The sequence below is a fragment of the Planktophila warneckei (SeqCode) genome (assembly GCF_965234675.1).
Taxonomy (GTDB): domain Bacteria; phylum Actinomycetota; class Actinomycetes; order Nanopelagicales; family Nanopelagicaceae; genus Planktophila; species Planktophila warneckei.
Genome location: NZ_OZ248350.1, coordinates 865737 through 886129 on the forward strand (window position 1 = coordinate 865737; position 20393 = coordinate 886129).

General features: G+C 46.8%; 20 protein-coding genes. 2 read left to right on the forward strand and 18 right to left on the reverse strand.

The genetic code is table 11. The features are described 5' to 3' along the window. Positions 1-37 precede the first annotated feature (37 nt). The 8 genes from AC8GFU_RS04565 to thyX all read right to left on the reverse strand — a co-directional run bounded on the left by AC8GFU_RS04565 (position 38) and on the right by thyX (position 9027). Complete coding sequence (locus tag AC8GFU_RS04565) at positions 38-529, reverse strand: CinA family protein (RefSeq protein WP_506625966.1); 492 nt, start codon at positions 527-529, stop codon at positions 38-40. 18 nt (positions 530-547) lie between these two features. Then, a complete protein-coding gene (gene pgsA, locus AC8GFU_RS04570) occupies positions 548-1093 on the reverse strand; it encodes a CDP-diacylglycerol--glycerol-3-phosphate 3-phosphatidyltransferase (protein ID WP_506625967.1) in 546 nt (181 codons plus the stop codon). Then, positions 1090-2445, reverse strand: a complete 1356-nt coding sequence (rimO, locus tag AC8GFU_RS04575; RefSeq protein WP_506625968.1) for a 30S ribosomal protein S12 methylthiotransferase RimO — start codon at positions 2443-2445, stop codon at positions 1090-1092. The genes pgsA and rimO overlap by 4 nt, the downstream gene beginning before the upstream one ends. A 28-nt stretch (positions 2446-2473) precedes the next feature. Further along, entirely contained in the window at positions 2474-3202 is a 729-nt protein-coding gene (locus AC8GFU_RS04580) for a helix-turn-helix domain-containing protein (protein ID WP_506625969.1), read from the reverse strand. A 127-nt stretch (positions 3203-3329) separates the two neighbouring features. Continuing rightward, on the reverse strand, positions 3330-5663 hold the full coding sequence (locus tag AC8GFU_RS04585) for an FtsK/SpoIIIE family DNA translocase (protein ID WP_506625970.1): 2334 nt from the start codon (positions 5661-5663) through the stop codon (positions 3330-3332). A 52-nt stretch (positions 5664-5715) separates the two neighbouring features. After that, the gene (locus tag AC8GFU_RS04590) at positions 5716-7398 is read right to left on the reverse strand and encodes a ribonuclease J (RefSeq protein ID WP_506625971.1); all 1683 of its coding nucleotides are present in this window, start codon (positions 7396-7398) and stop codon (positions 5716-5718) included. Beyond that, positions 7398-8288 carry a 4-hydroxy-tetrahydrodipicolinate synthase gene (dapA, locus tag AC8GFU_RS04595; RefSeq protein WP_506625972.1) on the reverse strand — a complete coding sequence of 297 codons (891 nt, stop codon included), beginning with the start codon at positions 8286-8288 and terminating at the stop codon, positions 7398-7400. The genes AC8GFU_RS04590 and dapA overlap by 1 nt, the downstream gene beginning before the upstream one ends. Before the next feature lie 19 nt (positions 8289-8307). Next, positions 8308-9027, reverse strand: a complete 720-nt coding sequence (gene thyX, locus AC8GFU_RS04600) for an FAD-dependent thymidylate synthase (protein WP_506625973.1) — start codon at positions 9025-9027, stop codon at positions 8308-8310. Positions 9028-9122: 95 nt separating this feature from the next. Between thyX and AC8GFU_RS04605 the strand changes: the two genes are divergently transcribed. Further along, positions 9123-9749 (forward strand): AzlC family ABC transporter permease, encoded by a 627-nt coding sequence (locus AC8GFU_RS04605; RefSeq protein WP_506625974.1) that lies wholly within the window; start codon positions 9123-9125, stop codon positions 9747-9749. Next, a complete protein-coding gene (locus AC8GFU_RS04610) occupies positions 9746-10054 on the forward strand; it encodes an AzlD domain-containing protein (RefSeq protein ID WP_506625975.1) in 309 nt (102 codons plus the stop codon). The genes AC8GFU_RS04605 and AC8GFU_RS04610 overlap by 4 nt, the downstream gene beginning before the upstream one ends. Here the strand turns inward: AC8GFU_RS04610 and AC8GFU_RS04615 are convergent. The 10 genes from AC8GFU_RS04615 to AC8GFU_RS04660 all read right to left on the reverse strand — a co-directional run bounded on the left by AC8GFU_RS04615 (position 10051) and on the right by AC8GFU_RS04660 (position 20385). Next, positions 10051-10308, reverse strand: a complete 258-nt coding sequence (locus AC8GFU_RS04615; RefSeq protein ID WP_506625976.1) for a glutaredoxin domain-containing protein — start codon at positions 10306-10308, stop codon at positions 10051-10053. The two genes, AC8GFU_RS04610 and AC8GFU_RS04615, sit on opposite strands and share 4 nt — an antisense overlap. A gap of 9 nt (positions 10309-10317) precedes the next feature. After that, positions 10318-11055, reverse strand: coding sequence for a 4-hydroxy-tetrahydrodipicolinate reductase (dapB, locus tag AC8GFU_RS04620; RefSeq protein ID WP_506625977.1), 738 nt, complete (start codon positions 11053-11055; stop codon positions 10318-10320). Further along, complete coding sequence (locus AC8GFU_RS04625) at positions 11052-12329, reverse strand: M16 family metallopeptidase (protein WP_506625978.1); 1278 nt, start codon at positions 12327-12329, stop codon at positions 11052-11054. Before AC8GFU_RS04625 ends, dapB begins: the two co-directional genes overlap by 4 nt. Next, entirely contained in the window at positions 12330-14525 is a 2196-nt protein-coding gene (locus tag AC8GFU_RS04630; RefSeq protein WP_506625979.1) for a polyribonucleotide nucleotidyltransferase, read from the reverse strand. Between the two features lie 172 nt (positions 14526-14697). Beyond that, positions 14698-14967, reverse strand: coding sequence for a 30S ribosomal protein S15 (rpsO, locus tag AC8GFU_RS04635; protein WP_506625980.1), 270 nt, complete (start codon positions 14965-14967; stop codon positions 14698-14700). 128 nt (positions 14968-15095) lie between these two features. Next, positions 15096-15968: a bifunctional riboflavin kinase/FAD synthetase gene (locus AC8GFU_RS04640; RefSeq protein ID WP_506625981.1), complete on the reverse strand. Its 873-nt coding sequence runs from the start codon at positions 15966-15968 to the stop codon at positions 15096-15098. Between the two features lie 18 nt (positions 15969-15986). Next, positions 15987-16823 carry a tRNA pseudouridine(55) synthase TruB gene (gene truB / locus AC8GFU_RS04645; RefSeq protein WP_506625982.1) on the reverse strand — a complete coding sequence of 279 codons (837 nt, stop codon included), beginning with the start codon at positions 16821-16823 and terminating at the stop codon, positions 15987-15989. Positions 16824-16867: 44 nt separating this feature from the next. Next, complete coding sequence (gene rbfA / locus AC8GFU_RS04650; protein ID WP_506625983.1) at positions 16868-17299, reverse strand: 30S ribosome-binding factor RbfA; 432 nt, start codon at positions 17297-17299, stop codon at positions 16868-16870. Between the two features lie 3 nt (positions 17300-17302). Further along, the gene (infB, locus tag AC8GFU_RS04655; protein WP_506625984.1) at positions 17303-19996 is read right to left on the reverse strand and encodes a translation initiation factor IF-2; all 2694 of its coding nucleotides are present in this window, start codon (positions 19994-19996) and stop codon (positions 17303-17305) included. 122 nt (positions 19997-20118) lie between these two features. After that, a complete protein-coding gene (locus AC8GFU_RS04660; RefSeq protein WP_506625985.1) occupies positions 20119-20385 on the reverse strand; it encodes a YlxR family protein in 267 nt (88 codons plus the stop codon). Between the last annotated feature and the right edge of the window lie 8 nt (positions 20386-20393).

A 20393-nucleotide genomic window follows, 5' to 3' on the forward strand; every position in this document is an offset into this window, starting at 1 on the left:
CATACTCCCTTCAGATGTCGATCTCTAGATTAAGCCTTTAACTGCGATGTCTAAGGATACGCGCAAAGGTGGCAATCGCGCTCGATGTAGCTGCGTTTCGCACAGATTCACGTTCACCTGAAAGTGAGAGTTCGATGGTCTGGCTAATTGGGCCTTCAATTGCAACCCACACGACACCTACGGGGTGGCCATCTAATGGGTTAGGTCCTGCAACTCCTGTTGTGCCGATCGCCCATGTAGTTCCGAAGGATTTAATTGCACCCTTTGCCATTGCAACAGCAACCTCTTCGCTGATAACTGTGTGCTTTTCGATTAGCGCGGGATCAACATTTAAATGTGAAACTTTAATTTCATCGCGGTATGCGGTGACTCCCCCGACAAACACATCAGATGCACCAGAAATTGTTACGATCGCAGAGCTCACCGCTCCTGCAGTTAAAGATTCCGCGGTACTAATTGTTTCACCACGTTGGCGCAGGTGATCAACGATCTCGGCTGCAAAGCCCAGAATTTCGTTTGATAGCGCCATGGTGCTTCTCTCTGTGATTTAAGAACTTTTGGTGAATGCTGATTTTACATAGTACGCACCAGTAACGATAGTGAGCACAACCGCTAGATACATGAATCCGTCACGGAACCAGTACAAGCTCTCGCTTAATGGCAGCACGTAGAAGCCTGTTCCAAAGTTTTGCATCATCGCTTTAACTTTGCCGCCCTTATTTGCCGGAATCACTCCACGCTTAATGACTGAAAGTCGAAACAGAGTGATGCCGACCTCTCGGACCAAAACCACAATTGTGATCCACCAAGGCATGCGACCCAAGATTGAAAGCGAAACCATCGCCGTACCGATCATGAATTTATCGGCAACTGGATCTAGGAACTCTCCAAATTTTGTAATAGTGCCTCTGCTGCGGGCCAACTTTCCATCAAGTACATCTGACATTCCTAGAATAAAGAAAACGCACCAAGAAATGTATTGCCAGGTTGGATCATCTCCACCATTTTTAAATAATGTGTATGCGCCAACAGGAACAAAAAGTAGCCGCAAAACGGTGATGAAGTTTGGAGTTATGAAGGCCGGAAGATTCATAGCGGCTTTGCCACCAAGTCGGCGCCCATCGAATCGATAACCACCGCATCAACATACTGCCCAACTTTAAATTGAGTGCCCACAAAAGAGGTTGTTCCATCAACTTCTGGGCCTTGATGGGCTGCACGACCTTCTTGCAGCTCCTCATCTTCAATCAATACTCGAACTGTTTCACCGATTCGTGCCTGAGCGCGCAGCGAAACCATTTCGTCAGCAAGAGAAGACAAGGTTTCAACTCGCTGAGCAATTACATCTGCATCGACCTTGTCTGCAAGATCTAGCGCCTCGGTGTTGTCCTCATCTGAATATCCAAATACTCCAACAGCATCAAGCTTTGCTTGGGTTATAAAGTTTGCAAGATCATCAAAATCTTCTTGAGTTTCACCCGGGAAACCAACAATAAAGTTGGATCGAATTCCGGCTTCTGGCGAAAGAACACGAATCTGATTAATTAGATGTAAAAATTTTTCACTATCTCCAAAGCGTCGCATTCTGCGCAAGACAGTTGGGCTTGTGTGCTGGAATGAAAGGTCAAAGTAAGGTGCAGTTTTTTCAGTTGCAATCATTGCTTGCAATAAAGTTGGACGCATTTCAGCTGGTTGTAAGTAGGACAAGCGAACTCGTTCTACACCTGGCAAGGCCGCGATTTCAGGCAAAATCTTCTCCATCAACTGAAGATCGCCTAAATCTTTTCCATACGAAGTTGTATTTTCGCTAACTAAGAACATCTCCGTAACGCCATTTTCTGCAAGCCAACGTGCTTCTTTAATAATCTCAGTTGGCTTTCGTGAAATGAAAGATCCACGGAAGTATGGAATTGCGCAGAAGGAACAGCGACGATCACATCCTGAAGCGATCTTGAGAGGTGCCCAAGGAGCAACACCTAAACGCTTTCTGGAAAACTCTTCGACCTCGCGTGAATCAGCACGATCTGCTGGTGCAATCGGTAGCAAAGCACGACGATCGCGAGGAACGTGTGCCTTATGTGATTCGCCAGCAACAATTGATTGCAAGCGGGCAGAAATGTCTTTGTAATCATCAAAACCTAAAATCGCATCAGCTTCTGGAAGCGCTTCTGCTAATTCATTTCCGTAACGCTCCGCCATGCAACCAACGGCAACTACCGCACGCGTTGTTCCGTGGCCTTTCAGCGAGTTTGCTTCAAGTAAGGCATCTACTGAATCTTTTTTAGCGGATTCGATAAAACCACAGGTATTTACTAAGGCGACCTCGGCTGATTCAACATCATCGACCAGGGTCCAGCCATCGGCTGCTAAACGGCCTGCAAGCTCTTCAGAATCAACTTCATTTCGTGCGCACCCTAAAGTGACTACTGCAACTGTGCGCTTCATTTGCGCGATCTTACCTTGTTTAGGCTGTTTAGGAATCTACTCCGTAAGAAACGCTTACTACTTCCCCGTCGCCACCTATTGAATCGACCTTCTTGCCATTAACCACTAGGTCCACACCTCCGGCATTACCGATTTTGAAGTTAAGGGAAGCGTCCGATGAAAAAGTCTTTGTTGTCCCAGCTGAAATCTGTCCGCTAAATAATATGCGTCCTGTCGCATCTGAAACAAATAACCAACTCTTTGCACGGCTTGCTGTGATTACAACTTCGACGCCTGTTCCGGTAGAAACAGTTGGCTCATCTGATGGGGTTGCCTCAGCGCTTGCAGTTGGAGATGCACTGACAGATGTAATTGGAGTTGGAACCGTTGGAGAAGATGTATTTGAAACAATGATCTGCACGAGTCCTGCAATACCGAGTGAGCCTATAGAAATTGCTGCAAGCACCTTCCAGGAAATTTTGCGAGCTTCCTCTGGTTGTCTCATTGCATTTGTTTCGACCAACATATCCTGCATTGATCTATCCACATGCATCTGTTCATCTTCAAAGACGGTTAAGAAGATTTGCGGATCAATGCCCAAACGTTGCGCAATATTTCTAATGTGACCACGGGCGTAGGTATCCCCACCACAGGTTGAAAAATTATTGGATTCAATATCTCGAAGTAACTGAGGGCGAATATTGGTTGATGCTGATAGATCTTCAATGCTAAGACGTGCATCAATGCGCGCCTTAGAAATCATCGATCCCAGAGTCATCTAATTTTCCCCAATATAAGCCGGCAGGTAAGTTCCTAGTGTAAGTCTTGTAGGTATCTGATGACTAGAGAGCGGTATGAGATGCAGGGGTGAAAGTAGAGGCACCTCTTCGGGAATTCACCCTGTGTTAATAATCGCGCAAGGTCGCAAGGACGGAATCCAGTTCATCAGGCTTCACCAAAACCGTTCGGGCCTTAGATCCTTCAGATGGCCCAACAATTCCGCGAGACTCCATTAAATCCATCAACCGTCCTGCTTTTGCAAAACCAACTCGCAACTTTCGCTGCAACATTGAAGTTGAGCCAAACTGTGTACCCACTACTAATTCCACCGCTTGGCACAAAATATCTAAATCATCACCGATTTCCTTATCAACCATTTTCATCTGATTGACAGGTGCAGTTACATCATCGCGATAGCGTGGCTTTAACTGCTTCTTTACATGCGTTGTTACCGCTTCAATTTCGCGCTCTGAAACATAGGCACCTTGAATACGAATCGCTCTGCTTGCGCCCATTGGGATAAACAAACCATCGCCTTGGCCAACAAGCTTTTCAGCACCAGGACTATCCAAAATAACTCGGCTATCTGCTAGCGAACTAGTTGCAAATGATAAACGTGAAGGAACATTTGCTTTGATCAAGCCTGTAACAACATCTACAGATGGTCGCTGCGTTGCAAGTACCAAGTGAATTCCGGCCGAACGAGCAAGCTGAGTGATACGAACAACCGACTCTTCAACCTCTTTTGCTGCAACCATCATCAAATCTGCAAGCTCATCGATAATCACAAGTAGGTAAGGGTATGGCTCAACTGTGCGATCACTTCCGGGAGGAACAGTTACCTTGCCTGCGCGTACCGCCTTATTAAAATCATCGATATGCCTAAAACCAAATGTTGAAAGATCTTCATAACGTAGATCCATTTCACGAACTACCCAAGTAAGTGCATCTGCGGCCTTCTTAGGGTTTGTAATGATTGGAGTAATAAGGTGAGGAATACCTTCATACGCTGTTAGCTCTACGCGCTTAGGGTCAATTAAGACCAAGCGAACATCGTCTGGTGTTGAACGCATCAAGATAGAGGTAATCATTGCGTTAATCATTGAAGACTTGCCTGCACCAGTTGCACCTGCAACTAATAGGTGAGGCATCTTCGCAAGGTTTGCACACACGAAATTTCCTTCAACATCTTTACCTAGTGCTACCAACATTGGGTGCAGGTCCTGACCTGCAACTGTTGAGCGCAAAACATCACCTAATGCGACGATTTCACGATCTGCATTTGGGATTTCAATTCCTACAGCCGACTTTCCAGGAATAGGCGAAAGGATTCGAACATCGCTGCTTGCAACCGCATATGAAATATTTTTCGCTAACGCCGTGATTCGTTCAACCTTGACAGCGTTTCCAAGTTCGACTTCATAACGGGTTACTGTTGGTCCCCGCATAAAGCCGGTTACTTGTGCATCAATATCAAACTGTAAGAAAACTTCAGTTAACGCGGCAACTACAGTCTCGTTAGCCTTACTCTTTGCCTTTGCGGCCGGTCCTGCGCGCAAAATATCCGGGGCTGGAAGTTCATACTTAACATCTGCAGTTAATAACAGTTGCTCTGGACGCTTTGCAGCCACAGTGTTTTCATTGGCGTGATTTACAGGTGCAACAGGAACTTCAACTGTGAACTCTTCATCAAAACTTTCTTCATCTAATTCAGGCTCATCCTCTTCCTCGGGCTCATTCCAAGCAGCAACCACAGGAGTATCAAAAGCCGGTGTATCGGTAATTTCGAAATCCTCTTCAACTCGCTCACGCCGCTCAGGTTTCTTAGCCCATAACCAACTAGCAAGAGTTGTGATTCGTGTTATTACTTCGGAAACTGGTGTAGCTGTTGCAACTAATAATCCGAAGATAAAGAGAATCACAAGGACTGGATAAGTAAGTACCGAGGTCATGAGCCCAACTAATGGTTTTGTGACTCCATAACCAAGCCAACCGCCTCCGTGGCGCATCGCTGTAGCACCTGTGCCTACGGAGCCATTAAGAAGATGTGATAAGCCCGTTGATGAAAGTAACAGTGCAAAGGTGCCAATAATGATTCGACCGGTTGCCTTCGAATCCTCTGGGACTCTAAATAATCTAAATGCAAAGTAGATAAGTACTACTGGTGCAAAAAATCCGATTCGACCAAAGGCGCCGTAGATTACGGAGTAAACAGCGCGCCCGACTAAATTATCTGAGTTGAACCAGGTACCAGCCGCTGCAATTAAAGCGACAATCAAAATTAAGAATGCGATTCCATCGCGCTGATGTGCTGGATCTAAATCACGAGCACCACGTGCCAAAAAGCGAACAATCTTTCCCAGAGTTTTGGAGATCAACCGCCAAGTTGCGCCGACTCCACGTCCAAGTGCTCCGCCTACCGCACCTGACTTAGATTTCGTTTTTTTTCTTTTAGCCACACGCCCGATCGTAAAGGAAGTGCAATTTCTAACCTACTAGGCGCGCCGCGCGCTAAACCTCTATAACCACAGGGACAATCATCGGCTTTCGACGATGCTCTCCCCCAACCCAACCACCAATAGTCTTTCGAACAATCTGAGACAACTGATGAGTTCCGTTGATTCCATCAGTAACCGCGGTTGCAAGTGCTTTCTCAATTCGAAGCTTTACCTCATCAAACATCGCAGCATCTTCATTAAATCCACGTGCATGAATATCTGGCCCAGCAACGATTTTTCCACTTTGAGAATCAATAACAACTACGCAAGAGATAAATCCTTCTTCACCTAATATTCGACGATCCTTCAAAGAGCTTTCGGTGATATCTCCAATACTTTGGCCATCAACAAAAACAAAACCAACGGGAATCGCGCCAACGATTTCAGCTTCATGGTTAACAAGATCGATTACAACGCCATTATCAATAATGAATGTATTGCTGCGCGGAACACCAGATTGAATTGCTAGCTCTGCGTTAGCTTTCAGGTGTCGCCATTCGCCGTGGATTGGCAAAACATATTTAGGTTTAACGATGTTGTAGCAGTACAGCAGTTCACCTGCAGCAGCATGTCCCGATACGTGAACCATCGCGTTTGCTTTATGAACTACCTTGGCACCAAATCGTGTGAGCTCATTGATAACACGGAAAACAGAGTTTTCATTTCCGGGAATCAATGATGAAGCAAGAATGACGGTGTCACCCTCGCCCACTCGTATCTGGTGATCTCCATTTGCCATGCGCGACAACGCCGCCATTGGCTCGCCTTGAGAACCTGTGCAAATCAAAACAACATTGTCATCGTATTGATCTAAATCTTTGGCATCCATAACAAGATCAGCTGGAACATTTAAGTAACCCATGTCTTCAGCGATCTTCATATTACGAACCATCGAGCGTCCAATAAATACAACCTTGCGACCGTGTTGAGCAGCGATATCAATTACCTGCTGTACTCGGTGAACATGTGAAGAAAATGAGGCAACGATTACACGGCGTCGCGTAGATGAGATAACTCGATTAAGTGCGGGCATGATTTCACGTTCAGATGGTGTGAAACCTGGGATATCAGCGTTAGTTGAATCAACCATAAAGAGATCAACACCTTGTTCACCAAGGCGCGCAAAGGTACGAAGATCTGTAATGCGACCATCTAATGGAAGTTGATCCATCTTAAAGTCGCCAGTTGCAAGAACGCGTCCAGCATCGGTGTTAATAACAACTGCAAGTGCATCTGGAATGGAGTGGTTTACTGCAACAAACTCCAATGTGAATGGACCAATATCTTCGGTACCGCCCTCTTTTACTTCTCGAGTCAGCGGGGTAATGCGGTGTTCCTTTAACTTTGCGGTGATTAAAGCAAGAGTCAATGCAGAACCATAAATCGCAATATCGCCACGCTCGCGCAATAGATATGGAACAGCGCCAATATGATCTTCGTGGCCGTGAGTTAAAAAGATTGCCACAACATCATCTAGGCGATCACGAATGTAAGAAAAATCAGGCAAGATTAAATCGATGCCGGGTTGATTATCTTCAGGGAAAAGAACACCACAATCGACAATAAGCAGCTTGGATTTATATTCAAAGACCGTCATGTTGCGGCCAATTTCAGTTAATCCGCCAAGTGCGACGATACGCAAACCGCCATCAACGAGTTTTGGCGGAGTACTTAAGTTTGGATGTGGATGATTCATTAGTTAACTGCAACGCCACCGGCACGAAGATCTTCACGCAGTTGCGCGATCTGTGCTTCAGTAGCATCGACTAGAGGAAGACGAGTGTGGCCGCCAGGAAGACCCATCAATGTGAGTGCAGCCTTTGTGAGGATTGCTCCTTGCGTGCGGAATGTGCCGGTATAGATAGGCAACAACTTCTGGTGAATTTCTAGTGCGCGAGCAGAATTACCTGCAAACCAGGCATCAAGGAGCTCGCGAAGATCTTTTCCAACTGTGTGTCCGCATACCGAAACAAATCCAACCGCTCCTACAGAAAGTAGTGGCAGGTTAAGGATGTCATCACCTGAATACACTGGAATTCCACAACGTTTAATGACCCATGAAGTTGAAGCGACATCACCCTTTGCATCCTTAAGCGCAACAATGCGTGGATGTTCTGAAAGTCGAACAAGAGTGTCTGGCTCAATTGGCACGCCTGTGCGACCAGGAATGTCGTACATCATCATTGGAAGATCTGTTGCATCTGCAACAGCGCGGAAGTGTGCTTCGATTCCTGCTTGTGGTGGCTTGTTGTAATAAGGCGTAACTACCAGCAGTCCATCTGCGCCAGCTTTTTCTGTTCGCTTGGCTTGATTGATCGAATACTCAGTTTCATTGTCACCAGCACCAGATAAAACCTTAATTGTTGGACCAACTGTGTTCCGAACAACTCGAATGATCTCCTCTTTTTCTGAGGATTTAGTTGTTGGAGCTTCACCTGTTGTTCCATTAACCACAATTCCATCGTGGCCGTTGGCAACTAGGTGAGCGGCAAGAGTTTCAACACCTGCCCAATCGATCGCGCCATCTTTTGTGAAGGGCGTGACCATTGCGGTCAGAAGCCGTCCAAATGGAGCTGCGGTTGTCATGCGGTGAACTCTACCCGTATTAAGGGGCGATTCGTCCAGACTTTTCAAAGGCTCCGTATGTAAGTGGCATTAATTTCGCAAATTCCGCTTCCATTTTCTCTGCAACCATCTCAATTTCACGTTGAGGATAGCTTGGGAAATGTGAACCTTCGCGGGCTGTGCGAAGGGATAGGAAATTCATTAATGCGCGGGCATTCATAGTTACATACATGGATGAGTATGTTGCTACCGGCAAAACGGCACGTGCAACTTCGCGCGCAACGCCGGCCTCGAGCATCTTTTGATAACTCTCGTAAGCGGCAACATATGCAACCTTCATAGAAGAAACTGTTACATCAAACTGTTCAGTCGTTCCATCAATAAATGTGTACGCGCCCGTCTTTCCAACTTGAACAAGTTTGCGCTCTTTAGATGGAATGTAAAAAACAGGTTTCAATTCGCGGTAACGACCACTTTCTTCGTTGTATGAAGCGATGCGGTGACGCATAAATTCGCGGAATACAAAGATCGGAGCTGACACAAAAAATGTCATCGATGTGTGCTCGAAAGGAGAGCCATGGCGCTCACGTGCGAGATAGTTAATCAATCCGGCAGAACGCGCTGGATCCTCACCAATCTCCTCCATTGATTGTTCTCCAGCTGTAGACACACGAGCAGCCCAAATAACATCTGCATCGCTGGCACTGGATTTCACCAATTCAACGGTCACATCGTCGCGATAAATAATCTCTTCACTCATGGTCGCACCCTATCCAGTAGCCCCTATGGGCTCATGGATTTATACGGCACAATAGCCGCGTGTCCAAAGTTGTCTCCGCCACTTTCAGAGATTCCATGAGCGTTTCCCTGACTGTGGGGGCTTATGGCGTCGCCTTTGGCGCGGCAGCGGTTGCGAATGGATTTTCAGTCCTGCAAAGCTGTTTGCTTTCATTATTAACTTTCTCCGGTGCTTCTCAATTTGCAGTTATCGGAGTACTGGGTGCTGGTGGATCTGCACTCAGCGGAATTGCAACCGCATCATTACTTGGAGTTCGCAATGCTTTATATGGAGTCATTATGGCTCCTCGTTTAAAGGTTCGTGGGCTAAAGAGAGTTATTGCTGCTCAAGTAACAATTGATGAATCGACTGGCGTTGCTCTAGGACAAGAGGTTCGCGGAGCCGATGAAATGCGAAAAGGTTTTTGGTACACAGGTATTGGAGTCTTTGTTTTTTGGAACTTATTTACTCTTGCAGGTGCATTAGGCGCACAAGCAATGGGTGATATTCGCGCCTTTGGATTGGATTCTGCGGTTCCTGCTGCATTTCTAGGTCTTGTCTGGCCGCGCTTAACCGGTAATTTTGAGCGAGTCCTTGCAGTTGGTTGCGCGGTATTTGCAATTGTGATGACGCCGATTCTGCCGGCCGGCCTTCCCATCATCGCAACAGCATTTATCGCAATCGTGGTGGGGTTAAAGCGATGAACTCATTGTGGATCGCAACTATAGGAACTAGCGCGATAGCTTTCTTGCTGAAGTACTCCGGACATTCAGTGCCAGAAAAATGGCTTTCACATCCCAAGATTCAACGGGTTAACGCACTCATTCCTATTGCACTATTGAGCGCTTTAGTCGCAGTTCAAAGCTTTTCGGAAAAATCAAAGCTGATGATTGATCAGCGCCTTGCAGGATTATGCGTTGCTGTCATCGCATTGCTGCTGAAAGCACCGTTTCCGATTGTGGTTATCTCTGCTGCCGTTTCATCCGCAGCAATATATAACTGGCTTTAGATAATGTTGAGTGACTGAAGCTTTGCCTTCAGATCAATATCTGATGGCTCAGTTAAGTGTGTTCCATCTGAGAAAACAATAACTGGAATTGACTTGGCTCCACCATTGATCTCGATGACCTTGTCAGCGGCTGTTACATCTGCATCGGTATCGATCAATGTGTATTCAACATTGAGCTCTTCGAGTAAACGCTTTGAGCGACGGCAATCTCCACACCAATCGGCACCGTACATTGTGATTTGATCTTTAGACATCATCGCTCCTTACATGAACTTATCTAGGCCATGCGTCAGGCCTGGATGATTGATTATTTTACGTACGCCAAGAATAACGCCTGGCATAAATCCTGCACGGTCAATCGAATCGTGACGAATAGTTAAGGTCTCCCCTAGCCCGCCAAACAAAACCTCTTGGTGTGCAACTAAGCCACGTGCGCGAACTGAGTGCACTGGAATATCGCCAACAACTGCGCCACGTGCACCATCTAAAGCTGATGTTGTTGCATCTGGCATTGCACCAAGCCCAGCTTCTTTACGAGCAGCTGTCATTAATTCAGCTGTACGAGCAGCTGTTCCTGATGGCGCATCCACCTTTGCTGGGTGGTGAAGTTCAATAATTTCTGCTGATTCAAAGTACTTCGCAGCCTTTGCCGCAAACTCCATCATAAGGACAGCGCCGATGGCAAAGTTTGGTGCAATCAGCACGCCCACTGATGGATTAGCCGCTAGCCAGCCTTTAACTGTTGCAAGCTTTGAATCATCAAAACCAGTTGTTCCGACTACAACATTGATTCCATTGTTAATCAGAAATTCGAGGTTACTCATAACGCTATCTGGCGTCGTGAAATCAACGACTACATGGGCCGCAGATCCCTTGAGTTGCTCAATCGAATCACCCATATCTAAGGCGGCTACGAGAGCTAAACCATCTGCTGCTTCAACAGCTTTAACAACTTCAGATCCCATTCGACCACGAGCACCTAAGACGGCAACATTGATCATTTGCTTAACACCTTCTCAAACTTTGACTCTGATTTGAATGGACCAACAAGTGCAAGGGTAGGCGTTTTTGTCAGGAAGGCGCTAGCAATTTCCTTAATGTCTTGTGCATTCACCGCTGATACCGCCTTCAAAATATCGTCGAAGCCCATCACATGGCCATACACAATCTCATTCTTACCGATTCGGCTCATTCGCGAGCCTGAATCCTCCTGGCTCAATACCAATGAGCCACGGACCGCACCTTTGGCACGTTCAATCTCTTCATGAGACATTCCATTATCTGCAACATCAGCTAAAACTTCGCGAATGATTTCTACAACTTCAATAGCCTTTGTTGGATTACATCCAGCGTAAAAACCAATTTGTCCGCTGCCTGCGAATTGTTGTGCATATGCATATACAGAGTAAGCAAGCCCGCGCTTTTCTCGGATCTCTTGGAATAATCGTGAAGACATTCCCCCACCAAGTGCTGATGCCAAAATTCCCATAGCAAAGCGTCGATCATCATGACGGGCTACGCCCTCCATGCCATAAAACATATGCGCCTGTTCAGTTGGTCGATTGATTAATCCGACAGATTGCTGAGCGCTCTTTCTGACAGGGACGTTAGGTCGAATTACAGGCGCACCCTTAACATCCAAGAAACTATCCTGCGACAAAGCTGCCTCAACCATTGCTACAACTTTTTTATGCTTAATATTTCCAGCCACCGCTACGACTAAATCCTGTGGCAGGTAACGCTTCTTATAGTAGTTAAACACTGAATTGCGAGACATGTTATTAATTGACTCAATGGTGCCAAGAATCGGACGACCTAATTGAGTATCACCATAATATGTTTCGGCGTACAGGTCATGCACTAAGTCGCTGGGATCATCATCGCGCATTGCAATCTCTTCAAGAACAACTTTGCGCTCTGCATCAACATCTAGCGCTGATACAACAGATGATGTAATTAAATCGGAAACAACATCGATCGCCATTGGAAGATCTGTATCGATGACACGTGCATAAAAGCAGGTGTACTCCTTGCTGGTGAAGGCGTTCATTTCGCCACCAACAGATTCAATTGATGCTGAAATCTCTAATGCATTGCGACGCTTTGTTCCTTTGAACAATAAATGCTCTAGAAAGTGAGAAGCCCCAGCAACTGCCGGGGTTTCATCACGAGAACCAACATTCACCCAGATACCGATCGCGGCGCTGCGTACCGAAGGAACTTCTTCAGTAACGATACGCAGACCGCTAGGTAAAACTGAACGACGTACGCTCATTTATTCTGAGAGACTTCCATCTTCAAGAACAGGAACCAAAGACAACTTGCCCTTTGGATCAATCTCACCGATCTCAACCTGAATCTTGTCGCCAACCTTCATGACCTCTTCAAGGTTTTCAATGCGCTTTCCGCCATGCATCTTGCGAATCTGAGATACATGTAGCAAGCCATCCTTACCTGGCATCAATGAGATGAATGCACCAAATGCTGCAAGCTTCACGACCGTACCTAGGTAACGCTCGCCAACCTCTGGCATCTGTGGGTTAGCAATTGCATTGATCTGTGCGCGTGCAGCCTCAGCTGATGGACCATCGGTTGCACCGATGTAAATAGTTCCATCCTCTTCGATTGAGATATCTGCGCCAGTTTCATCTTGAATCTGGTTAATAATCTTTCCCTTAGGTCCGATTACTGCGCCGATCTGATCTACTGGAATCTTTACAGAGATAATGCGTGGAGCAAATGGGCTCATTTCATCTGGAGCATCAATTGCTTCAGCCATAACATCAAGAATCGCAAGACGCGCTTCCTTTGCCTGGTGAAGTGCGCCAGCAAGAACTGAGGCAGGGATTCCATCAAGCTTTGTATCTAGCTGTAGCGCTGTAACAAAGTCCTTTGTTCCCGCAACCTTGAAGTCCATGTCTCCGAATGCATCTTCTGCACCCAAGATATCTGTCAAAGCAACGTATTCAACCTTGCCATCAACATCATCTGAGATTAGACCCATTGCAATACCTGCAACTGGTGCGCGTAGTGGAACACCTGCGTTGAGAAGTGCAAGTGTTGATGCACATACTGAACCCATTGATGTTGAACCATTTGAACCAAGTGCTTCAGAGACCTGACGGATTGCGTAAGGGAACTCTTCGCGGCTTGGAAGTACTGGAATCAATGCGCGCTCTGCAAGTGCACCGTGACCGATTTCGCGGCGCTTTGGTGTACCAACTCGACCTGTTTCACCAGTTGAATATGGTGGGAAGTTGTAGTTGTGCATGTAACGCTTGTGATTTTCAGGGTTCAAGGTATCGAGCTGTTGCTCCATCTTTAGCATGTTAAGAGTTGTGATTCCAAGAATCTGTGTCTCTCCACGCTCGAAGATCGCTGAACCGTGTACGCGAGGAATAACTTCAACCTCTGCAGATAGCGCACGGATATCGCGAAGACCGCGACCATCGATGCGAATCTTGTCACGCAATACGCGCTGACGTACAAGCTTCTTTGTTAATGAACGGAACGCTGCAGAAACTTCCTTTTCGCGTCCTTCAAATTGTGCATTTACAGATTCCTTTGTTGAAGCAGAGATCTCATCGATCTTTGTTTCGCGCTCTTGCTTTCCAGCAATTGTTAGCGCCTTTGCAAGATCGTCCTTTGCTGTCTTTTCAACAGCCGCAAATACATCATCCTGGTAATCCAAGAACACTGGGAACTCTGCAGTTGGCTTTGCAGCCACCTTTGCAAGAGCTGACTGTGCATCACAGAGAATCTTGATGAATGGCTTTGCTGCATCAAGTCCTTGTGCAACAACCTCTTCAGTAGGAGTTGGTGCGCCACCCTTGATTAATTCAATTGTGCGTTCTGTAGCTTCTGCTTCAACCATCATGATTGCAACATCATCATTATTTACGCGACCTGCAACAACCATGTCAAAGACTGCGTTAGCAACCTGTGAGTGGTTAGGGAATGCAACCCACTGACCATCAATCAAAGCAACGCGAACGCCACCGATTGGACCAGAGAATGGAAGACCTGCAAGTTGTGTAGACATTGATGCCGCGTTGATAGCGATGACGTCGTACATGTGATCTGGATCGAGTGCCATTACTGTCACAACGATCTGAACTTCATTACGAAGACCCTTAACGAATGATGGACGCAACGGGCGGTCGATCAAACGACAGGTAAGAATTGCATCCTCTGATGGGCGTCCTTCGCGACGGAAGAATGATCCTGGAATACGACCAACTGCATACATCTTCTCTTCAACATCAACTGTTAATGGGAAGAAATCAAATTGATCCTTTGGAGTTTTTGATGCTGTTGTTGCTGAGAAGATCATTGTTTGATCATCTAGATAAACAGCTGCAGCTCCAGCTGCTTGGCGCGCTAGGCGACCTGTTTCAAAACGAATCTCTCGTTTTCCGAATTTTCCGTTATCAATAACTGCAACGGCTGACTGAACCTCTTGACCCTCCATGGGTCCTCCTCTTTGTAGATTGAAAGCGCAACAGAATTGTTGTGCTTTGTAATCTGCTCAAGAAGCAAGAATCTTCGATCGAAGTTCACGCGACTTGTTTCCTTAGAAAGGATGTCGTGCGCGGAAACCACTACCGAGGACCATTGCTCTACGGCAGATTGGTTTTACTTAATTAGCGGCGAATACCGAGCTTCTCGATAATTGCGCGGTAACGGTTGATATCTGTCTTCGCAAGGTACTGAAGGATGCGACGACGACGACCTACTAACAACAAAAGACCACGACGGTTGTGGTGATCATGTGGGTTAGCCTTCAAGTGATCAGTGATCTGATCAATTCGCTTTGATAGGAGCGCGACCTGAGCTTCAGGTGATCCTGTGTCAGTAGGGGTAGAACCGTACTGAGCAATGATTTCCTTCTTTACTTCTGGTGTTAATGCCATTTCTTGTTCTCCTTATGTACTGAGCACGAGGGCTTCTCGGTTTGACTCACGAGAAACTCGCTAACTCGATTGAAGGGCTAGGTTATCAGCCGACGGTGCAATAATTGAAATCGAGGTAAATCCCCCGCTTAGAGCTCGGTCAATCTGCGAGCTTCTAGACAATCCTTGGCCATCTGCTCCAAAAGTGGCTCCAGACCATCAAATTTCAATGTGTCTCGAAGTCTCCAACCAAATTCAATAGTTGCCGGTTTTGTATATAGATCCAGACCAGTTTGATCCAATGCATAGGCCTCGACCTGTCGCCCACGGATACCTTCAAATGTTGGATTTGTTCCAATTGAAATCGCAGCTGGCCAGCGATCAATTCCAACAGTTAGCCAACCTGCATACACACCATCGGCAGGGATCGTTTGATTATCAAGATTTCCAAGGTTTGCAGTTGGATAACCGATTTCACGACCACGCTTTTCACCGTGCACAACAATTCCATCTAAGCGATGAGGACGGGTCAACATTTCACGAGCAGACTCAACATCGCCATTTACGATCGCCTTGCGAATTCGTGTTGAAGAAATCGCATCAGCTTCATCAGTTTGTAGATCAAGCACGATTGTTTCAAATTCGGTGTGAGCCTTCAAGGAATCTACATTACCTGCTGCTTTGAACCCATATGTGAAGTTTTGTCCAACGATTACTGTAGTTGCTTTCAACTGTTCAACTAACACCTTATTCACGAAGTCCTCAGGAGACATTGCTGCAAACTCTTTTGTGAATTTAATGACCGCAACTTGATCAGCGTTATGAATCTTGAGCAGTTCAATTTTGTCAGTCAGAATCGTCAAAAGGCTTGGTGCGCGCTCAGGAGCAAAAACGGAAACAGGATGTGGATCAAAGGTCAGGGCAACGATTTTTTCATCCCCGGCCAAAGCTTTGGCACGGTTAAGAATCTGTTGATGGCCCCTGTGAACTCCATCAAAGTTTCCGATTACAACGATGCTCATGCTCGTATTATCTCAGAATCATTGCGCTGCCGCGAACACAGCGATTGGCTTGGCCTTGCCATCAACATTCTGTAAGAGTGCAATCAGTTCATTTGCAGCTGATATGCCTGCATAAATCTGATCATCGGTGTTGGCCGACAATGTTCTTCCAAATGAAAGTTCAAGCTTTTCATCCAATGCGATTTCGCGTACAGGAAAGGTCGCCCGGGCAACATCTGCTAAATCTAGGGTGGAGAACTCGCCACTCTTTAACTGCTGCAAAGAGACCGCCCGATCAAGGCCAAAACCTGCAACCCTTGATCTACGTAATGAATTGAGATGCCCACCAACCCCAAGTGCGGATCCGCAGTCGCGCGCGATAGCGCGAATAAATGTTCCAGCTGAGCATGTCACTTCGATATCTATTTCGATTCCTTTTTCAAGGCGTCGAATAGCAAGTACATCTAGTTGCGAAATTGTTACTTCGCGTGCAGGCAGAACAACCTCTTCCCCTGATCGAACACGATCGTATGCGCGCTCTCCATCAATCTTTACCGCAGATACTGAACTTGGACGCTGCATAATTGTTCCGCGCATCTTTGCTAGTTCGGCGGTGATTTGCTCATCAGTCACAGCTGAAGTGTCGGCGGTACTAATTACTTCGCCTTCAACATCATCCGTAACTGTTGCAGCACCTAGAACAACGGTTGCTTGATAGGTCTTATCGCCATCTGTTATGTACTGCAGCAATCTTGTGCCGTTGTTAAATCCCAGCACCAAGATTCCGGTAGCCATTGGATCAAGAGTTCCCGCATGGCCAACTTTGCGTGTTCCTAATGCTCTGCGTCCAATTGCAACTACATCATGGCTTGTCATGCCTGGTTCTTTATCGACAACCAGAAATCCGTGCTGCATCACAATTAATCTTCGATTACACGTGGTGCTTTATAAGGATCTTCTCCCCCGGCGTATTGCGCGTTCTTGCGAAGTTCGGCTACCTGCGCATCTTGCTCATGAACCTTTTCAAGTAAGGAATCAAGAGCTAATGCGCTTTCAGGTAGACCATCTTCAAAGAATTCGATACTAGGAGTAATGCGAAGTCCAAGTTCGCGACCTAACGCAGAACGGATCGTTCCCTTGGCACTCTCGAGAGCCGCTGCCGTTGCAGCGCGCTCATCGAGGCCACCAAGAACTGTGTAAAACACCGATGCTTGTTGAAGATCGCCGGTAACTCGTGCATCTGTAACTGTTACAAAACCAAGACGTGGATCTTTAATCTTTGTCTCAAGTAGGTTTGCAACTACAACCTTGATGCGGTCAGCGACCTTCAGAGTGCGATGTGATTGACCCATTGCTTATGCTCGCTTTTTCTCGCGCATCTCGAAACACTGAACGATGTCGCCTTGCGCGATCTCCTTCATGTTTCCAAGGCCGATACCGCACTCGAATCCTTCACGGACCTCAGTGGCATCATCCTTAAAGCGCTTGAGTGAATCAATTGTGAGGTTATCAACCAAAACTGTTCCGTTACGCAAGATACGTGCCTTTGCGTTACGACGGATGATTCCATCCTTAACAACAGATCCTGCGATATTTCCAGCCTTAGAAGATTTGAAGATCTCGCGAACTTCAGCGTTACCGATGATCGCTTCTTCGTACTCTGGCTTCAACAGACCCTTGAGAGACATTTCAATCTCTTCAATTGCGTTGTAGATAACTGAGTAGAAACGAACTTCAACGCCTTCTTGATCAGCATAGATTGCAGTTTGTGGCTCTGGCTTAACGTTAAAGCCGATCACAACTGCAGTTGATGCAGATGCCAAGGTGATATCGCTCTTGGTAATTGCACCAACGCCGCGGTGAATAACGCGAAGATCTACTTCAGCGCCAACATCCAACTGCATCAATGCATCTTCTAGCGCTTCAACAGAACCAGAAACGTCACCCTTAAGAATAAGGTTGAGAGTAGAAATCTTGGATTGCTCCATGAAGTCTTCAAGTGAGACCTTCTTGCGTGCCTTAGCAAGCTGAGCATTACGTTCTGCTGCCTGACGCTTTTCAGCGATCTGACGAGCGGTACGGTCTTCATCAGCTACAAGGAAGGTATCTCCGGCACTTGGTACAGATGTGAAACCAAGAACCTGAACTGGACGTGATGGACCAGCGGTCTCAACATTGTCACCATTCTCATCCAACATCGCACGAACGCGACCAAATGCGCTACCGGCAACGATTGCATCACCGATCTTCAAAGTTCCGCGTTGAACAAGAACAGTTGCAACTGGACCACGACCACGATCGAGGTGAGCTTCAATAGCAACACCACGAGCATCATCATTGGCAACTGCACGAAGATCAATAGCAGCATCTGCTGTAAGAAGGATTGAATCGATCAACTGATCAATTCCCATTCCGGCCTTTGCAGAAACATTTACGAAGATTGTGTCTCCGCCGTACTCCTCAGCGATCAAGTTGTACTCAGTTAACTGCTGACGAACCTTGTCTGGGTTTGCGCCTTCCTTATCAATCTTGTTAACAGCAACAACGATTGGAACATCCGCTGCTTGAGCGTGGTTTAACGCTTCAATCGTCTGAGGCATGATTCCATCATCGGCAGCCACAACAAGCACAGCGATATCAGTTACCTTCGCACCACGTGCACGCATAGCGGTAAACGCCTCGTGACCTGGTGTATCGATAAAGGTAATCGCACGGTTTGTACCATCGTGATCATGGTGAATTTGGTAAGCACCAATGTGCTGAGTAATTCCGCCAGCTTCACCCTTCATAACTTCAGATTTACGGATCGCATCAAGAAGTGATGTCTTACCGTGATCAACGTGACCCATAACAGTTACTACTGGAGGACGTGCAACCAAAGTATCTGGATCTAGATCAGTTAGCTCGCCTGCAAGATCGATATCGAAATCAGATAGCAGTTCGCGGTCTTCATCTTCTGGGCTAACAATTTCGATGTTGTAACCAAGCTGAACGCCAAGAATTTCGAAGGTATCTGCATCTACAGACTGTGTAGCTGTAACCATTTCACCTAAGTGGAATAGCGCTGCTACTAATGCTGCAGGATCTGCACCAATCTTTTCTGCGAAATCTGCAAGTGATGCACCACGACGCATACGAATTGGAGTCTTTCCATCGCCGTGAGGAACAACCGCTCCACCCAATTGTGGAGCTTGCATATTGTCGAATTCATCGCGTAACGCCTTGCGAGACTTTTGTTTACGTCCCGACTTCTTACTTGCATTCTTTCCGAATGCTCCACCTGCACCACCGCGTTGTGGTGGACGACCGCCACCTGGACGTTGTGGTCCGCCAGTTGTTCCACCTGCACCAGGTGTATTTGATTTATATGGAGAAGATGATGATGGTGCTGATCCACCTGGACGCGGAGTAAACCCTGCACCAGCTGGTCCACCGGTGCGTGGCGCACCTGGTCGTGCAGCAAATCCTGGACGAACAGAACCTGGACGTGATCCAGCCATTCCTGGTCGTGGTGCGCCTGCACCCTGAGGACGTTGTGGTGGACGAGGTACCGCTCCACCAGTTGAAAATGGATTGTTTCCGGGACGAGGTGGACGTGGAACCGCGCCACCTGCAGAGAAGGGATTGTTTCCTGGACGAGGTGCTGGTGCTGAAGATGTTGGTGCAGCTGGTGTCGCGCCATTTTCTGCTGCGCGCTCTGCCGCTTCGTGCTTTGCTGCTTCCTCTTTATTTGCTTGCGCCTTAGCTTGTTCCAGCTTTAACGCTTCAATATCAACGCCTAGTTCTGCGGCAAGTTCAGCTGCTTGTTCAGCGCTTACTTCACCCTTTGGCTTTGCAGCGGCCTTCTTTGCTGCAGCCTTCTTAACTGGCTTTTTCTCCTCGACCGGTTTTGCATCGGGATACATTTCAATCAACTTACGGACAACTGGTGCCTCTACTGTTGATGATGCAGAGCGAACAAACTCGCCCATTTCTTGGAGTTTTGCAAGAACAACCTTGCTCTCCATACCGAGTTGTTTTGCCAACTCATGTACGCGGACCTTTGACACATTTCTCCTGTCTTGGCCCGCATTTACTCAAATGCAAGCCTTAGTTGAACGACCTCATAGTTCTAACGAGCTCATTTGAGTTTCATATCTTTCTTTTCCATTCTGGTTGTGTACTGCTTCGTTTAACCTTCTAGAAACTTCAGAAGTTCTGATACATCGACCGCTTCATTTTGCTTGAAAGCAAATCTAAAAGCGTTCCGAGCTATCGCAACTTCTGCACATTTCTTGTGAAGCCACGCGCCCCGACCTGGTGCGCCTGTTTTGATATCTGGAATTACTTTTCCATCTACCAAAGTCACTCGAATTAATGCTGAAGGATGATCCTTCTTTCGGCAGCTAATACAGCTACGTACCGGAAATTTCTTGTCCAACGGGCTTATGGTATCCAACTAGTGGC

What these genes read in the sequence shown, in the direction of transcription:
- thyX (WP_506625973.1), bottom strand. Translation starts at nt 9,027, where the DNA reads ATGAGTGAAGAGATTATTTATCGCGACGATGTGACCGTTGAATTGGTG.
- dapB (WP_506625977.1), bottom strand. Translation starts at nt 11,055, where the DNA reads ATGATCAATGTTGCCGTCTTAGGTGCTCGTGGTCGAATGGGATCTGAA.
- AC8GFU_RS04630 (WP_506625979.1), bottom strand. Translation starts at nt 14,525, where the DNA reads ATGGAGGGTCAAGAGGTTCAGTCAGCCGTTGCAGTTATTGATAACGGA.
- pgsA (WP_506625967.1), bottom strand. Translation starts at nt 1,093, where the DNA reads ATGAATCTTCCGGCCTTCATAACTCCAAACTTCATCACCGTTTTGCGG.
- AC8GFU_RS04590 (WP_506625971.1), bottom strand. Translation starts at nt 7,398, where the DNA reads ATGAATCATCCACATCCAAACTTAAGTACTCCGCCAAAACTCGTTGAT.
- rimO (WP_506625968.1), bottom strand. Translation starts at nt 2,445, where the DNA reads ATGAAGCGCACAGTTGCAGTAGTCACTTTAGGGTGCGCACGAAATGAA.
- AC8GFU_RS04625 (WP_506625978.1), bottom strand. Translation starts at nt 12,329, where the DNA reads ATGAGCGTACGTCGTTCAGTTTTACCTAGCGGTCTGCGTATCGTTACT.
- AC8GFU_RS04565 (WP_506625966.1), bottom strand. Translation starts at nt 529, where the DNA reads ATGGCGCTATCAAACGAAATTCTGGGCTTTGCAGCCGAGATCGTTGAT.
- AC8GFU_RS04640 (WP_506625981.1), bottom strand. Translation starts at nt 15,968, where the DNA reads ATGAGCATCGTTGTAATCGGAAACTTTGATGGAGTTCACAGGGGCCAT.
- AC8GFU_RS04605 (WP_506625974.1), top strand. Translation starts at nt 9,123, where the DNA reads ATGAGCGTTTCCCTGACTGTGGGGGCTTATGGCGTCGCCTTTGGCGCG.
- AC8GFU_RS04580 (WP_506625969.1), bottom strand. Translation starts at nt 3,202, where the DNA reads ATGACTCTGGGATCGATGATTTCTAAGGCGCGCATTGATGCACGTCTT.
- AC8GFU_RS04610 (WP_506625975.1), top strand. Translation starts at nt 9,746, where the DNA reads ATGAACTCATTGTGGATCGCAACTATAGGAACTAGCGCGATAGCTTTC.
- rpsO (WP_506625980.1), bottom strand. Translation starts at nt 14,967, where the DNA reads ATGGCATTAACACCAGAAGTAAAGAAGGAAATCATTGCTCAGTACGGT.
- truB (WP_506625982.1), bottom strand. Translation starts at nt 16,823, where the DNA reads ATGACAAGCCATGATGTAGTTGCAATTGGACGCAGAGCATTAGGAACA.
- dapA (WP_506625972.1), bottom strand. Translation starts at nt 8,288, where the DNA reads ATGACAACCGCAGCTCCATTTGGACGGCTTCTGACCGCAATGGTCACG.
- rbfA (WP_506625983.1), bottom strand. Translation starts at nt 17,299, where the DNA reads ATGGGTCAATCACATCGCACTCTGAAGGTCGCTGACCGCATCAAGGTT.
- AC8GFU_RS04615 (WP_506625976.1), bottom strand. Translation starts at nt 10,308, where the DNA reads ATGTCTAAAGATCAAATCACAATGTACGGTGCCGATTGGTGTGGAGAT.